A 13,010-nucleotide genomic window follows, 5' to 3' on the forward strand; every position below is an offset into this window, starting at 1 on the left:
CACGCAGCCGATGAGGTTGAGCAGCGTCGTCTTGCCGCTGCCGGACGGCCCGGCGATGGAGATGAACTCCCCCGGGTGGACCTGCAGGTCCACGCCCCGGAGCGCCGGGACGACGACCTTGCCCAGGTTGTAGTCCTTGGTCACGTTCGTGATGGAGACGATGGGGGACTTCGCTGCGGGGTTCATGCGGTGCGTCCTTTCGAAGCCTTGGTTGCACGGATGGGACGGGCGGCGCGGGATGCGCGCCACCGCTCGGCGATGCCGGCCATCTCGGTGAGGTAGAAGTCACAGAATTCCGCGGCCTCGCGCAGGTGCGGCTTTTCGGCGAGCTGCGGCGCGGAGAGGGCGCTGCGGCACACCCGCACGAAGGCCTTCATCGCCTCCTCCGCGGTGTGCAGTCGGCTCTCCCAGCCCTCGGAGCTGATGACGTAGTAGTGCTGCCGGTCGCCCGGCACGCTGACCGGCTCCACCAGCCCCATGGCCGTACAGGCACGGATGTTGGTGGACACGGAGGCGGCGCTCACCTTGAGCAGCTCGGCGATGCGCTTGAGCGACAGCGGCTCGTCCGCCAGCATCAGCAGCGCGTGGATGCGCCCGCCGATGCGCGTGCCGCCCTGCCGCTCGAAGTGCAGAGCCATCGCTTCGATGAAGCGCAGCTCCGCGGCGCCCAACTCCGTCATGCCCGGCCTCCGTGCCTTCCAACCGGGCCGCGCGCCAGTCGCGCGAGCGGGCCCAGGAAGGCGCGCCGGCATGTAATTCGTTCAGTTCATTCAGTCAAGACTGAATGAACTGAATTGCCTGAGCACAGGCCTATCGCAACTGCCTGGCAAAAGGGAAGGGGCCCGCGGCCTCATTGGCCGTGGGCCCTTCGAGTCCCCGCTTCGGGGTGCTGGCAATGTCACGGGCAGGTGTCCGTGGCAGGTGCGTGGCGGCTAGTTCTTGCTGTCGGGGTTCATGGTGCTGCCCGGGTCGTTGTGCATGTCCTCGCTCGGCGGGGGCGACTCCATGGCGCCCGAGCCGCCGGTGTTCATGTCCACGTCCTTGTCCTTCTCCATCCCGGAGCCGCCGGTGCCCTCGTTGATGGACGAGTCGGGCGACATCATGTCCCCGGAGCCGGAGCCGCCGGTGCCGGACATGGAGATGCTCTTGGCGACGTTCTCCGTCTCCTTCACCTCGTAGCTGGCGCGAATCTCCTGGCCTGGCTGCAGGTCCTTGGCCTTCTTGAGGTTCGGGTCATTGAACTGGGTGCTCTTGTCCACCTTGAGCGGCACCACCGCGCCATGCATGTCCACGAAGATGGTCTTCGAGTCGGCCTTGACGACCTTGCCTGTCAGCTCCTTCTGGCCCATGGCGTTCTGGCCGCCCATGGTGCTGCCCGTGCCGGAGCCACCCATCGCCGGCTCGTTCTGGGTGGAGCCCGAACCTCCGATGGCCGGCTCGTTCTGCGTGGCGCTGTCCTGCTGGATGCTGCTGTCCTGCTGCGGGGCCGTGGTGCCCTGCTGCGGGGCCGTGGTGTCCTGCGCGAAGGCGGCGCCCGAGCCGAACAGGGCGACGGTTGCAATAACCCCAACCAGCTTCTTCATGGAGATTCTCCTGTGTGAGTGCGGCGGAGGGCATGCGGCGCCACCCCGTTGCGGAAAACCTAGGTGCGCTGGTGGAAGGGGACAGGGCTTGCGGGGCAGCCCGTTGGAGTGCCCGTTCCCTCCTCGGCCTATGGGACGTGGAGTGTTATCCCCACTGGAAGAAGGGGGGCGGCTTGAAGGGGGCAGGGCTTTTCCCCTACCGTCGCGTTCCAAGTGCCCATCGGCCGTCCGGCCGCTGGCCCGACAGGAGACCCCCTCCGCAATGCCCCCGTCCGCCAAGCCGTCCACGCCCGCGCCGGCCCAGGAGCTGCCCGCGCCCTCCTATCCCGCTGTCGAGTCCCTGCTCGAGGCGACCCCGGCGGAAGAGGTCCGCGCCTTCTTCGCCCCCGTGAAGGCCGGCCTCACCGAGCTCAAGGGCCCCAAGGTGGACCAGGGCAAGAAGGTGCAGGCCGCCATTGGCCACGCGGAGGAACTGCTGGAGCTGCTGGTGGAGACCCGCGAGCGGCTCCTCGCCGAGGCCAAGGCCGGCAAGGGCCGGCGCTAAGCGCTGGGAATGACGGGGGTTTTCTGGCCGCGCCGCTTTTTTGGGTGGATCAGGAAACCGCCGGGCCCCTGGGCCGATAATACGTAGGAGAGCATCCGGAACATCGGGGATCTCTGACCTTTTCGCTGGCGGCAGCGCCTGGAGGAAGCAATGGCGAAGATCGACAACATGATGGGCCCGAACGTGCGTCTCTCGACCAACGTGACGACGGCACGGCAGACGCCGCAGACGGGTTTTGGAGCGCGGCTGCAGAACGGGCTCAACAGCGCGGCGAGCGCTGTGGGCACGGGCGTGGGCGCGATGGCCGGCATGCTGCCGGGCGGCAGCATCGTCTCCGCCGCGGTCTCGTCCATGCACACCTTCTCCAGCACCAGCGGCTCCGGCATGGCCGGCGCGCCGTACGCTGGGGTGATGGGCACGGCGGTGTCGCCGATGGGCGGCGGCTCGGCCTCGATGATGTCCGGCGTCGCCGGCGTCGGCGGTGGCGCGGCGGGTGGCCTGGCCGGCACGCCGTCGGTGGGCGCGAGCTCCGGCGCCAGCGCCACGGATAGCGTGAACGGCAACTTCTCGCTGAACAAGATGGCCGAGGAGAACAGCAAGCTCCTCAACCTGCAGGCCGCCATCCAGCAGGAGTCGCAGACCTTCACGGCGATTTCCAACGTGATGAAGTCGCGGCACGATTGCATCAAGAACTCCATCGGCAACGTCCGCTAGGTTTGGCGGGCACCAGCCGGCGGGTTGCGGGAGCGGCGCCGCTCCCGTGTCCGCCGGACGCGGAAAGGAAGAGCGAAGTCCATGGCGGAGAGCTCGGAGATTGCGAACAGCCTCGTCCCCGTCGGGCGCCGGCAGGCGATGGTCCTGCTGGAGGCCGGCTACCTGTGGCTCGACATGGGCCATTTCGACAAGGCGCGGGACATCTTCGCCGGAGCCGCGGCGCTGATGCCCAAGAGCGAGGTTCCGCAGCTGGGGCTGGGCGCGCTGGAGTTCGCGCAGGGCCGCCACGACAAGGCGCTGCAGGCCTACCGCTCGGCGCAGCGGCTGGCGCCGCAGTCCGCGCTGCCTCGCGCCCACGCGGGCGAAGCGCTACTGTTCATGGGAAAGGTGCCCGAGGCCCTCAAGGAGCTGAAGGCGGCCATGGACCTGGAGCCGGACGGTGATGGCGCGAAGCTGGCCCAGTCGCTCATCCAGGCGAAGGAGGCGGGTGTCCTGCCTCCTGCGAAGAAGTAGACGACGGGAGGAGAAGGCGATGGCTGTCGGTGGTGTGGGACGAGGGGGCGGTAAGGGGCGTGCCGGTGGCGCGAAGGGCGCTGCTGGCGCCGCGCCGGCGGCGGGCGCCAGCTTTGGCGGCAAGGTGGACAAGGCCGAGTCTCTTGTCGGGCCCTCGGGTCTGGTAGGCTCCAGCAATGTCCAGGGCCCCCAGGCGGCGGACCCGGTCGCCGCGCAGGCGGTGGCCATCGCCCGGAAGCTGAAGCAGGGGGGCTTCAAGAGCAAGGAAGAGGCGACGAAGGCCCTTGTCGCCGAAATCCTGAAGGAGAAGCTCCGCATGAAGTCCTCCTCCCTCACGACCAAGATTACGGACGCGCTTCAGGATGATCCGCGGCTGAACCAGGTTCTCGAGCGGCTGTGGTCCAAGGCCGAGTGAGCTGCGCTTGGCTCTGGGCGAAGACAGGAAGGTCATCCTCGAGAAGTACGGCCCCTACGTGCGGTCGCTGGCGGCGACCGTCCGCAAGCAGTTCAACGCCCAGCTCGAGCTGGATGAGCTGGTGGCCTACGGGCAGATAGGGCTGCTGGAGGCCGCGGAGCGGTTCGACCCGAAGGTGGGGGCCAACTTCCTCACCTTCGCGCACTACCGCATCAAGGGCGCCATCTTCGACGGACTGAGGAAGATGGGGGTGTTGCGGGGCTCGGACTCGCGGACGGCGTTCGCGGGGGAGCGGGCGGCGGCATACCTGGGCAACCTCGCCGACCGCGAGTCGGGGACAAGCAACCGGGGCAGCTCCTTCGACGATGATGTCAATGACATCTCGGATGCGGTGGCCGGGCTCGCGATGGTGTTCGCGTCGAGCATGGAAGGGGCGGACACGGCGGGCTACACCGACGAATCGCTGCCGGTGGATGTCCGGATGGAGCTGGAGCAGACGAAGAATCGGGTGCGGGCGGCGATAGAGAAGCTCCCGGAGAAGGAGAAGAAGCTCCTTCAGGGGTACTACTTCCAGGGCAGGACGCTGGAAGAGGCCGGGGCGGAAATTGGGCAGTCAAAGAGCTGGGCGTCGCGGCTGCACGCGCGCGCCATCGACCGGCTCAAGGAACTCTTGAACGAGGAGGAGGAACTGCCTCCTTCCCCGACGGATGCAAGGAGGGTCTCAAATGGCGGGTCCGATGACCGGGGTCTCCGCGGCACAGGTGGCGCAGCAAAAGCTGCAGGACCAGGGCGCCCAGCAGACGAACAAGGCGGGCGCGTCGAAGTTCGACGGAGTTCTCGCTGACAAGGCGCAGGGCGCGGGCCAGGTGGACGCGGCCCAGGGCGTGAACAAGGCCCAGGCGGCGCAGGCCACCCAGAAGGCGGACGCCGTCCGCCAGGTGGAGACCGTCAACAAGACGGAGAAGGCCGCCATGAACAAGGTGAGCGGCGCGGGCCAGGAGCCGATGACGGCCAAGGGCGCCGAGGCCGTGGCGGCCAAGCCCGAGACGGCCAAGACGTCCAAGGCCGGCGACATGATGACGCAGGTGATTGGCGACCTGGAGAAGGGCCAGGGCAACCTGGAGAAGATCATCTCCCAGGCCTCCAGCGGGAAGCAGTTCTCCAACGCGGAGCTGCTGTCCCTCCAGGCATCCATGTACCAGTACACGCAGCAGCTGGACCTGACGAGCAAGGTGGTCGAGAAGGCCACCACCGGCCTCAAGGACGTCGTCAAGACGCAGGTCTAGTCACTCACCCACCGGCCAGCCTGGCGGCGCTTGTGAAGGGCGGCTCCTCCCCCCGGGAGGGGGCGCCCTTCCGCGTTTTCCGGGGGCCTAGTAAGCTCACCGCGCCCATGATTCGCCGACCGCACGCGTTTGCCGCCCTGCTCCTCGCCCTCGTGTTCATGACGGGCTGTCACATCGAGCTCCAGCACGAGCTGACTGAGTCGGACGCCAATGAGATCTACGTCCTGCTCAGCAAGAACGGCATCAACGCCAAGAAGGAGAAGGAGGAGGGTGGCAACGAAGTCCGGTTCATGATCACCGTCCCCAAGGCGGACGCCGCGCAGGCCGCGGAGCTGCTCAAGCTCAACTCGCTCCCGCGCCCGGTGGAGAAGGGCCTCGCGCACTTCGCCAAGGGCAGCATGGTGCCCACCGCCACCGAGGAGCGCGCGATGCTGCTCAAGGCGCTGGCGGGCGAGGTGTCCAACGCGCTCAATCAGATCGACGGCGTGCTGGAGGCGCGCGCCATCGTGATGATTCCGGAGAACAACGACCTGACGCAGCCGGAGAACAAGCCGATGCCGTCCGCGTCGGTGTTCATCAAGTACCGGCCCCAGGAGGGCGGCAAGCCGCCCATCGCCGAGTCGGTGGTGCAGAAGTTCGCGGCCACCGCGGTGCCGGAATTGAAGCCGGAGGCGGTGACGGTGCTGATGACGCAGGCGTTGCCGCCCTCGGCGGAGACGGACGCGGAGAGCCGGCTGCAGGACGTGCTGGGACTGCGCATGACGGCGGCCAGCGCGGGCCAGTTCAAGGTGATGTTCGCCGGGGCCTTCGGCCTGGTGCTGGTGATGATGGGACTGGCGGCGTGGACCTTCATGCGCTCCGGCTCCAGCGCCCCCGCGGCGCGCGCCGGGGCTCGCGGCCGCGGCCGGCCTCCGGAGGCCTGACGCGCGGGCCCTTGCGGCGCCGTACGTTTCCTCCCCCCTCCCAGCGGGCGGCCGTGAGCCCGCGAGGTGACGTTTGGACTCGTTCTTCACCTCGCTCAACAAGCGCCAGAGCATGCTGCTCCTGACGGCCGTGACGTTCGGCGGTCAGGACAGCCTCGGCGCGTTGGAGCACCTCCCGGAAGAGGAGTCCGCGCTGCTGCGTCACCGCGCGCAGGAAATCCTCCAGATTCCGCGTGAGAAGCGCATCCCCGCGCTGGTGCAGGAAATCAAGCGGCTGGTGAAGGACCGGCGCGGGCAGCTGTGGAGCGCCGAGCCGGAGCGGCTGGCGGCGCTGCTGCAGCGTGAGCGCGGGGCCCTGGTGGAGGTGGTGCTGCGCGCGCTGCCGGGCACGCTGGCGGACGCGGTGCGCACGCACCTGCCGCCCGCGCGCGTGAAGCTCACCCGCGAGGTGCGGCCCCAGGTGCTGGACATCGTCCGGTGGAAGCTGGAGGAGGTGCTGGCGCGCGAGGCGGCGGCGCAGCAGGCCGCGGGCTTCAAGTTCTCCGACGTGCTCCAGCTCCAGCAGCGCGAGCTGCTCACCGTCTGCGACAGGCTGGGCGCGCGCGTGCTGGGGCCGGCCATGGCGGGCCTGCCGGATGCGGAGCGCGAGTCCCTCTTCGAGCCGCTGCCGCCGGACCTGCGGCTGCTGGCCAACAAGTCCGTGGCGGCCAACGCCCCGCGCAAGCTGCCGGAGGAGGACGCCCGCGCGCAGTTGGAGGTGCACGAGGGGCTGAAGAGCCTCGCGGGCGCCATCCGCAGCGCGGGCGTGCAGCGGCTGGCGCGCGCGTGCGTGGCGCAGTCCCCGGAGTTCGCCGCGCGCATGCTGGAGAAGTACCGCGGCGAGTTCGGCGCCCTCATCGCGAAGTGGGTGCGCGAGGAGCGCATCCGCCCCACCGCCCGGGGCGACGGTGGCCGCACCGACATCGTCATGGACCTGGAGCGGCTGGCCACGCGCGGCCTCATCGAGCGGCCGGTGCGCCTGGCGTCCCAGCCGCCGCCGCGCCAGTCCGCGATGCTTCCTCCGCCGCCCGGTGCGCGCAAGGCCGCCGCGGCGCCCTCCCGGGCGGCCCCGGCCGCCGCGCCCGAGGCCCGCCCGGCGCCGCGCGCGTCCATGGCCAGCCCCGCCGCGTCCCGGCAGGGGCCCGCCGCGTCGAGCGCTGTCCGCCGCGACATCATGGCCGAGCGCGCCGCCCGGAACGCAGGGGCCCTCACCAACCGCGAGGGCTCGCGCGTGGCGCCCGGGCCGAAGAAGCCCGGCGAGCCGGGTGGCTCGGCCGTGCACCGGGTGCCGGTGCCGCCCCGCCGCGAGTCCGCCATCGCCACCCCCGCCGGCCGTCGCGAGGCCGGCGCGCCGGAGCCCCGGCCGTCGCGTGCCGCGCGGGCGGACCCGGAGGGCGCCCGCATCGGCCCTCCGCCCTCGCGCCTGGGCCAGCGGGAAGGCCGGCGGCCGGATGACCCGGAGACGAGCCCCGAGCCCGGCCGGGAGCGCTCCCGCGTCTCGGGCGGCGAGTCTCGGGTGCAGTCGCGGCCCCCGGAGGAGCTGTCCCGGGCCTCGAAGATGCGGCCCCGGCCGGAGCCGGAGCCGGAGCCCGAGCCGCGCCGCTCCCGGGACGCGGGTGAGGATCCTGAAGGCTCGCGGGTGTTCCGCTCGCGGGGCTCCGTGCCCCGGGCGCGGGGCGGGGGCCCGCCGGAGGAGTCCGCGCCGGAGCGGCCTCCCCGGGTGCTGGCCGGGCGGGCGACCACGTCTCCCGGCCAGGGCTCCGCGTCCGCCCCCCGGGGAGAGGGGACGTCGGTGCAGCGCCGGCCCCGTTCCCCGTCCGGAACCGACCGTCCGGTGCCTCCGGGCGCGGGTGGGCGTGGACCGAAGGGCGGAACGCGCTAGCATCCGGTCCCCAAGGAGCAGCCCATGGCGATCGGCAAGGTGATCAAAGGTGACGGGACGGCGGAGCCGGGCCTCGCGTCGGAGCGGCCCGCGCTGAGGCCTCCCCGCGCCGGCGTGATGAACGCCGAGGTCTTCGAGGCCCGGCAGGGCGCGCAGGCCATCCTCGAGGATGCCCAGCGCGAGAAGGAGCGCATCCTCGCCGAGGCCCTGCGCGAGCGCGATGAGCTGCTGGCGAAGACGCGGGATCAGGGCCGCCAGGAGGGCCTGGCGCAGGCCACGGAGATCATCCTCCGCGCGAAGATGCAGGCCGGCGAGCTGCTCGGCACCTACGAGAAGGACGTCGTCGCGCTGTCCCTGCGGATGGCGGAGAAAATCATTGGCCGGAGCCTGGAGAAGGACCCGGACCTGATGGTGGAGCTGTGTGCGTCCGCCATCGAGAACCTGCGCAGCGCGCGGGCCATGGTGCTGCGGGTGCACCCGAAGACGGCGGCGGTGCTGCGCGCCAAGAAGCCCGTGCTGATGGAGCTCATCGGCCGCGCGGTGGACCTGGCCATCAAGGAAGACCCCGAAGTCGCCCCGGTGGGCTGCATCGTCCAGACGGAGTTCGGCACAGTGGACGCGCAGCTGCCCACCCAGCTCGAGATGCTCCAGAACATCCTCCTTCCGGACCCGAACGGCCGGAAGGACGGGCCGGCCTGAGAGGGAACGGCGACCATGGCTCTCGACCTTTCGCGCTACTTCGACCTCATCAAGGAAGCGCAGCTGGTGCGCGTCCGGGGCCGTGTCACCGAGCTGACCGGCCTCATCATCAAGGCCAGCGTGCCCAACGTCCGCGTGGGCGAGCTGGTGCTCATCAAGACCCGCAATCGCACCGCGGTGAAGGCGGAGGTGGTGGGCTTCCAGGGCGACGAGGTCATGCTCATGCCCCTGGGCGAGCTGCACGGCATCGGCCCGGACAGCGAGGTGGTGCCCACCGGCAAGCCGCTGAGCATCAAGTGCGGCGAGGCGCTCCTGGGCCGCGTCCTCAACGGCATCGGTGAGCCCATGGACGGCAGCCCGCTGCCCACCGACGGGCTCATCGACTGGTCCGTGGACCGCGACTGCCCGGACCCCTTCACCCGCCAGCGCATCGAACGGCCGCTGCCCCTGGGCGTGCGCTGCATCGACGGGCTCCTCACGGTGGGCGAGGGTCAGCGCGTGGGCCTTTTCGCAGGCTCCGGCGTGGGCAAGTCCACGCTGATGGGACAGATAGCGCGCAACACCAAGGCGGACCTCTGCGTCGTGGCCCTCATCGGCGAGCGTGGCCGCGAGGTGCGCGAGTTCATCGAGGACGCCATGGGCGAGGAGGGCATGAAGCGCTCCGTGCTGGTGTGCGCCACCTCGGACCAGCCCAGCCTCGTGCGTCTGCGCGCCGCCTACGTGGCCACGGCCATCGCCGAGTACTTCCGGGAGCGCGGCGGCAACGTGCTCTTCATGCTCGACACGGTGACACGTCTGGCCCGCGCCCAGCGTGAGATTGGCCTTGCCGTCGGTGAGCCCCCGGCCCGTCAGGGCTACCCGCCGAGCGTGTTCTCCATGCTGCCGCGCATCCTGGAGCGCACGGGCAACTCACTGAAGGGCAAGTGCACCGCCATCTACACCTGCCTCGTGGCCGGCGGTGACATGGAAGAGCCCATCGCCGACGAGGTCCGCGGTATTCTCGACGGCCACTTCATCCTCAACCGTGCCCTCGGCGAGCGCAACCAGTGGCCCGCCATGGACGTGCTCGCCAGCCTCAGCCGTGTGATGAGCGGCATCGTCAGCAAGGAGCACAAGAAGGCCGCCGGAACGCTGCGCGAGCTGCTCTCCACGTACGAGAAGCAGCGAGACCTCATCCTCCTGGGCGCCTACCAGTACGGGACGGACCCCCGCACGGACCGGGCCATCGACAAGTACGACGCCATCATCGACTTCCTCAAGCAGGACACCCACTCGAACTCCGAATTCGAGGACACGGTGGCGCAGCTCATCGCCCTCTTCGAGGAGTGATCCGGGGCAGGCCCCCGGGGCAGGGGTGCGCGGCGGGAATTCCGGGTTAGGATGGGGCCACAATGCCCCCGTATCGGTTGCAAGCCCTGCAGGACATTCGCGCCCGGGCCAAGGAGGAGGCCGAGCAGGCCTTCTCCGCCGCCATCAAGGCCCTGGAGAAGGAGAAGGCGGAGCTCCAGCGGCTCATCGACGACCTGGAGCGCCGCAAGCGCGAGCGCAAGGCGAAGGTCGCCGCCTACCTCAAGGAGGTCATCAGCAAGGGTGCCGGCATCAACGGCATGAACATGATGAACCGCTTCGAGGAGCGCCTGAAGGACGAGGAGGCGCAGGTGGCCCTGGAGGTGGAGCGCCAGAAGGAGTCGGTGAAGGTGGCCGAGAAGCTGGTGGAGAAGCGGCGCCAGGAGATGGCGGACGCGGCCATGGAGCTCAAGGCCATCGAGAAGCACAAGGAGAACTGGCAGAAGCAGGTGAAGTACGAGCGCCAACAGCGCGAGGAGCTGAACCAGGAGGAGATTGGCAACGCCTTGTTCCTGGCTCGGCAGCGCAAGTAACCTGCCGCCACCCCACCCCTCGGGAAAGAAGTCATGAGCCGAGTCGACGACGACCGCGAAGCAGCGCGCCTGGCCGAGCGCATCATGCAGGAGAAGAAGCTCGCCGAGGGCCAGGCGAAGAAGCGTCAGGAGGGTGCCACCGCCTTCCAGAAGCTGATGCAGCAGCCGCAGGCCCAGACGCCCGCGGGGCCCCAGACGCCCGCGCAGCCCCAGGGCAACCTGGGCCGCTCCGTGCTGGCGAAGGCGATGCAGCAGGGGAAGACCTTCGGCGAGAAGCTGCAGCAGCCGTCCACGGGCGGCGGCGAGGCGGCGAACCAGGCGGGACGGCGCGCGGACTCGGGCGCGACGGAGGCCCGCTCCGGCTCGCGCGCGTCGGACGCGAAGGAGACCAAGCGCTCCTCGGAGCTTCGCGACAAGGACCTGAGCAACGCGGAGACCGCGCAGGGACAGGTCAACTCGGAGAGGGGCGCCGCCATCCGGGCGGACGCCGACGCGGGCGGTGGCAAGGGCAGCAGCGGCGGGGGAGGGAAGGACAAGAAGGAGGGCGGGGGGACGGAGATGGGCCCCGGCTTCCGCTTCAACCCCGCGCTGATGGCGCCGGTGCCGGTGGCCAAGCCCAAGGACACGGCGGGCTCCGAGCGGCTGCGCGCCCTGGCCAGCGAGATTGCGCAGAAGATCGTCGACCGCATCCGGGTGGGCACCAACGCCGCCGGCAACGCCGAGTTCCAGATTGAACTGCGCGGCGACGTCATGGGCGGGCTGTCCATCAAGGTCAGCGCGCGCAACGGGAAGATTTCCGCCGCCTTCAGCGGCTCCAACCGCGAGGTGCTCAAGCAGTTGGAAGAGCACAGTGAGGGCCTGCGCACCGCGCTGGGCGGTCGCGGCCTGAGGTTGGAGGACCTGAAGTTCGAGGCGAAGACATGAGCATGGAGCCCGACGACGACGGGCCCGGAACGCACGAGCGGACGATGCTGGTGGACGTCCGCGAGCTGCGGATCCGCCCGGAGCGTCCACCCGAGCGCCAGGAGCGCGCGCCCGAGCGTCCCGAGCGCGCACCCGAGCGTCCCGAGCGTCAGGAGCGCGAGCCGTCGCGGTACGAGCGCGCGCCGGAGCGTCAGGAGCGTGCCCCCGAGCGTCAGGAGCGCGAGCCGTCGCGGTATGAGCGCGCGCCGGAGCGTCAGGAGCGCGAGCCCTCACGGTACGAGCGCCAGCTGCCGGAGCGGCCCGCGAAGCCGGAGCGGCCCTGGCGTCCGTTCATGTTCCGCAACCTGGAGAAGGTCTCCCGGGCGCAGGGCATGCTCGCGGAGCGGCTGCGCTGGCTGACGCCGGCGGAAGGCTCGCTCTCCGGGGTGGCCACGCGGCTCAAGGAGCTCTTCGACGCCCCGGTCAGCCTGTCGCTGGAATCCGTGCAGGTGCGGCCCATGGCCGAGCTGCGGCGCTTCCTGGGCGACCCCACGTTCCTGGCGGTGCTGGCGCCGGGCGCGCTCCAGGGGCGGGCGGTGCTGGAGGTGGAGCTGGCGCTCGCGCACGCGGCGGTGGACATGCTGCTGGGCGGCGCGGGCGAGATGGTGGGCCTGAGGCCGCTGACGGACATCGAGGAGGGCGTGATGGGCTACGTCGTCCTCGAGGCCCTCAAGGTGCTGGTGCCCACGCTGCAGCAGGCGGTACCCCGGCCCCGGCTGGACGGCGTGGCGCGGGGCGTGGACGAGGTGTCCGCGCGCCTGGGCGACGACGGGCCCATGCTGGCGGTCCACCTGCACGCCACGCTGGGGCCGCATGGCGGCATGGTGCGGCTGGTGGTTCCCGCGGCGGTGCTGGAGGCGGCCGAGCCGGTGGTGGAGAGCGCCCAGCGGCGCGCCCGGCTGAAGGCGGACCTGCAGGCGAATGCCAGCCGGCTGTCCGCGGTGCGCAGCTGGCTGCGGGCGGAGATTGGCACGGCGGAGATTTCAGCGCAGGACCTGTCGAGCCTGCGCGTGAAGGACGTGCTGCTGGTGGACGCGCTGTCGGCGCGGCCGGACCGGGGCGAGCCCGGCACGGCGCAGCTCCGGGTGGGCTCGGGGCGCGCGGGCCGCGCGGACGCGGAGGTGTTCATCGAGAATGGACGCTACCGGGCGCGCATCACCGACCTCGTCTCCGGGGAGCCGGGCCACCCGCGCTCGGCGGGGGAAGAGGGCTCGGGGGCGGAAGAACCAGAGGACTTCACCAACCCGGAGCTGGACATGCCTCCGGAACTGGAAGGGGCGGCCTTGGACGAGTTGAACAAGCCGGACGGAAGCGACCTGCTCGGCGATGTGCCCCTGCAGATTGCCGTGGAGCTGGCGCGCGTGCCCGTCACGGCGCAGCAGGTGGTGGGGATGCGCGCGGGCCAGGTGCTCGAGCTGAACCGCGGCCCGGGTGAGCCGGTGGAGCTGTCCGTCAACGGCAAGGTGGTGGCCCGGGGCGAGCTGGTCGAGGTGGAAGGCCAGCTCGGCGTGCGCATCATCGCCCTGGCGGGGTGATGCCCGGAGAGAGCAGGCGAGCAGTCGGGCGGGG

16 protein-coding genes are annotated in these 13,010 nt (G+C 70.6%); 13 read left to right on the plus strand and 3 right to left on the minus strand.

Going from position 1 to position 13,010, the window contains the following annotated elements:
• From G4D86_RS25870 to G4D86_RS25880, 3 genes are all read right to left on the minus strand, one after another.
• Positions 1-186, minus strand: a 186-nt coding sequence (locus G4D86_RS25870) for an ATP-binding cassette domain-containing protein (RefSeq protein ID WP_163996711.1), incomplete at its 3' end; no start/stop codon positions are given.
• Complete coding sequence (locus G4D86_RS25875; RefSeq protein ID WP_163996712.1) at positions 183-680, minus strand: GbsR/MarR family transcriptional regulator; 498 nt, start codon at positions 678-680, stop codon at positions 183-185. The genes G4D86_RS25875 and G4D86_RS25870, both read right to left, overlap by 4 nt.
• A gap of 252 nt (positions 681-932) precedes the next feature.
• Complete coding sequence (locus G4D86_RS25880) at positions 933-1,583, minus strand: RNA-binding protein (RefSeq protein WP_163996713.1); 651 nt, start codon at positions 1,581-1,583, stop codon at positions 933-935.
• 262 nt (positions 1,584-1,845) lie between these two features.
• On the opposite strand from G4D86_RS25880, the gene G4D86_RS25885 reads away from it, so the two are divergent.
• From G4D86_RS25885 to sctQ, 13 genes are all read left to right on the plus strand, one after another.
• Positions 1,846-2,127 carry a hypothetical protein gene (locus tag G4D86_RS25885; protein WP_205519737.1) on the plus strand — a complete coding sequence of 94 codons (282 nt, stop codon included), beginning with the start codon at positions 1,846-1,848 and terminating at the stop codon, positions 2,125-2,127.
• Positions 2,128-2,277: 150 nt separating this feature from the next.
• On the plus strand, positions 2,278-2,841 hold the full coding sequence (locus G4D86_RS25890) for a hypothetical protein (RefSeq protein WP_163996714.1): 564 nt from the start codon (positions 2,278-2,280) through the stop codon (positions 2,839-2,841).
• Positions 2,842-2,922: 81 nt separating this feature from the next.
• A complete protein-coding gene (locus G4D86_RS25895) occupies positions 2,923-3,354 on the plus strand; it encodes a tetratricopeptide repeat protein (RefSeq protein ID WP_163996715.1) in 432 nt (143 codons plus the stop codon).
• Positions 3,355-3,373: 19 nt separating this feature from the next.
• On the plus strand, positions 3,374-3,769 hold the full coding sequence (locus G4D86_RS25900) for a hypothetical protein (protein WP_163996716.1): 396 nt from the start codon (positions 3,374-3,376) through the stop codon (positions 3,767-3,769).
• 7 nt (positions 3,770-3,776) lie between these two features.
• Complete coding sequence (locus G4D86_RS25905) at positions 3,777-4,613, plus strand: sigma-70 family RNA polymerase sigma factor (protein WP_163996717.1); 837 nt, start codon at positions 3,777-3,779, stop codon at positions 4,611-4,613.
• Positions 4,531-5,055, plus strand: coding sequence for an ATP-dependent helicase HrpB (locus tag G4D86_RS25910; RefSeq protein WP_240360474.1), 525 nt, complete (start codon positions 4,531-4,533; stop codon positions 5,053-5,055). The genes G4D86_RS25905 and G4D86_RS25910 overlap by 83 nt, the downstream gene beginning before the upstream one ends.
• Before the next feature lie 107 nt (positions 5,056-5,162).
• On the plus strand, positions 5,163-5,978 hold the full coding sequence (locus tag G4D86_RS25915; protein WP_163996718.1) for a type III secretion protein: 816 nt from the start codon (positions 5,163-5,165) through the stop codon (positions 5,976-5,978).
• A gap of 73 nt (positions 5,979-6,051) precedes the next feature.
• The gene (locus G4D86_RS25920) at positions 6,052-7,899 is read left to right on the plus strand and encodes a hypothetical protein (protein WP_163996719.1); all 1,848 of its coding nucleotides are present in this window, start codon (positions 6,052-6,054) and stop codon (positions 7,897-7,899) included.
• A 24-nt stretch (positions 7,900-7,923) separates the two neighbouring features.
• On the plus strand, positions 7,924-8,598 hold the full coding sequence (locus G4D86_RS25925; RefSeq protein WP_163996720.1) for a FliH/SctL family protein: 675 nt from the start codon (positions 7,924-7,926) through the stop codon (positions 8,596-8,598).
• Positions 8,599-8,613: 15 nt separating this feature from the next.
• The gene (sctN, locus tag G4D86_RS25930) at positions 8,614-9,927 is read left to right on the plus strand and encodes a type III secretion system ATPase SctN (protein ID WP_163996721.1); all 1,314 of its coding nucleotides are present in this window, start codon (positions 8,614-8,616) and stop codon (positions 9,925-9,927) included.
• Positions 9,928-9,989: 62 nt separating this feature from the next.
• A complete protein-coding gene (locus G4D86_RS25935) occupies positions 9,990-10,478 on the plus strand; it encodes a flagellar assembly protein FliH (RefSeq protein WP_163996722.1) in 489 nt (162 codons plus the stop codon).
• 33 nt (positions 10,479-10,511) lie between these two features.
• On the plus strand, positions 10,512-11,402 hold the full coding sequence (locus G4D86_RS25940; protein ID WP_163996723.1) for a flagellar hook-length control protein FliK: 891 nt from the start codon (positions 10,512-10,514) through the stop codon (positions 11,400-11,402).
• Entirely contained in the window at positions 11,399-12,976 is a 1,578-nt protein-coding gene (gene sctQ, locus G4D86_RS25945) for a type III secretion system cytoplasmic ring protein SctQ (protein WP_240360475.1), read from the plus strand. The genes G4D86_RS25940 and sctQ overlap by 4 nt, the downstream gene beginning before the upstream one ends.
• The last annotated feature ends 34 nt before the right edge of the window (positions 12,977-13,010 follow it).

Source organism: Pyxidicoccus caerfyrddinensis, from assembly GCF_010894405.1.
Classification (GTDB): domain Bacteria; phylum Myxococcota; class Myxococcia; order Myxococcales; family Myxococcaceae; genus Myxococcus; species Myxococcus caerfyrddinensis.

What these genes read in the sequence shown, in the direction of transcription:
- G4D86_RS25875 (WP_163996712.1), bottom strand. Translation starts at nt 680, where the DNA reads ATGACGGAGTTGGGCGCCGCGGAGCTGCGCTTCATCGAAGCGATGGCT.
- G4D86_RS25880 (WP_163996713.1), bottom strand. Translation starts at nt 1,583, where the DNA reads ATGAAGAAGCTGGTTGGGGTTATTGCAACCGTCGCCCTGTTCGGCTCG.
- G4D86_RS25885 (WP_205519737.1), top strand. Translation starts at nt 1,846, where the DNA reads ATGCCCCCGTCCGCCAAGCCGTCCACGCCCGCGCCGGCCCAGGAGCTG.
- G4D86_RS25890 (WP_163996714.1), top strand. Translation starts at nt 2,278, where the DNA reads ATGGCGAAGATCGACAACATGATGGGCCCGAACGTGCGTCTCTCGACC.
- G4D86_RS25895 (WP_163996715.1), top strand. Translation starts at nt 2,923, where the DNA reads ATGGCGGAGAGCTCGGAGATTGCGAACAGCCTCGTCCCCGTCGGGCGC.
- G4D86_RS25900 (WP_163996716.1), top strand. Translation starts at nt 3,374, where the DNA reads ATGGCTGTCGGTGGTGTGGGACGAGGGGGCGGTAAGGGGCGTGCCGGT.
- G4D86_RS25915 (WP_163996718.1), top strand. Translation starts at nt 5,163, where the DNA reads ATGATTCGCCGACCGCACGCGTTTGCCGCCCTGCTCCTCGCCCTCGTG.
- G4D86_RS25925 (WP_163996720.1), top strand. Translation starts at nt 7,924, where the DNA reads ATGGCGATCGGCAAGGTGATCAAAGGTGACGGGACGGCGGAGCCGGGC.
- sctN (WP_163996721.1), top strand. Translation starts at nt 8,614, where the DNA reads ATGGCTCTCGACCTTTCGCGCTACTTCGACCTCATCAAGGAAGCGCAG.
- G4D86_RS25935 (WP_163996722.1), top strand. Translation starts at nt 9,990, where the DNA reads ATGCCCCCGTATCGGTTGCAAGCCCTGCAGGACATTCGCGCCCGGGCC.
- G4D86_RS25940 (WP_163996723.1), top strand. Translation starts at nt 10,512, where the DNA reads ATGAGCCGAGTCGACGACGACCGCGAAGCAGCGCGCCTGGCCGAGCGC.
- sctQ (WP_240360475.1), top strand. Translation starts at nt 11,399, where the DNA reads ATGAGCATGGAGCCCGACGACGACGGGCCCGGAACGCACGAGCGGACG.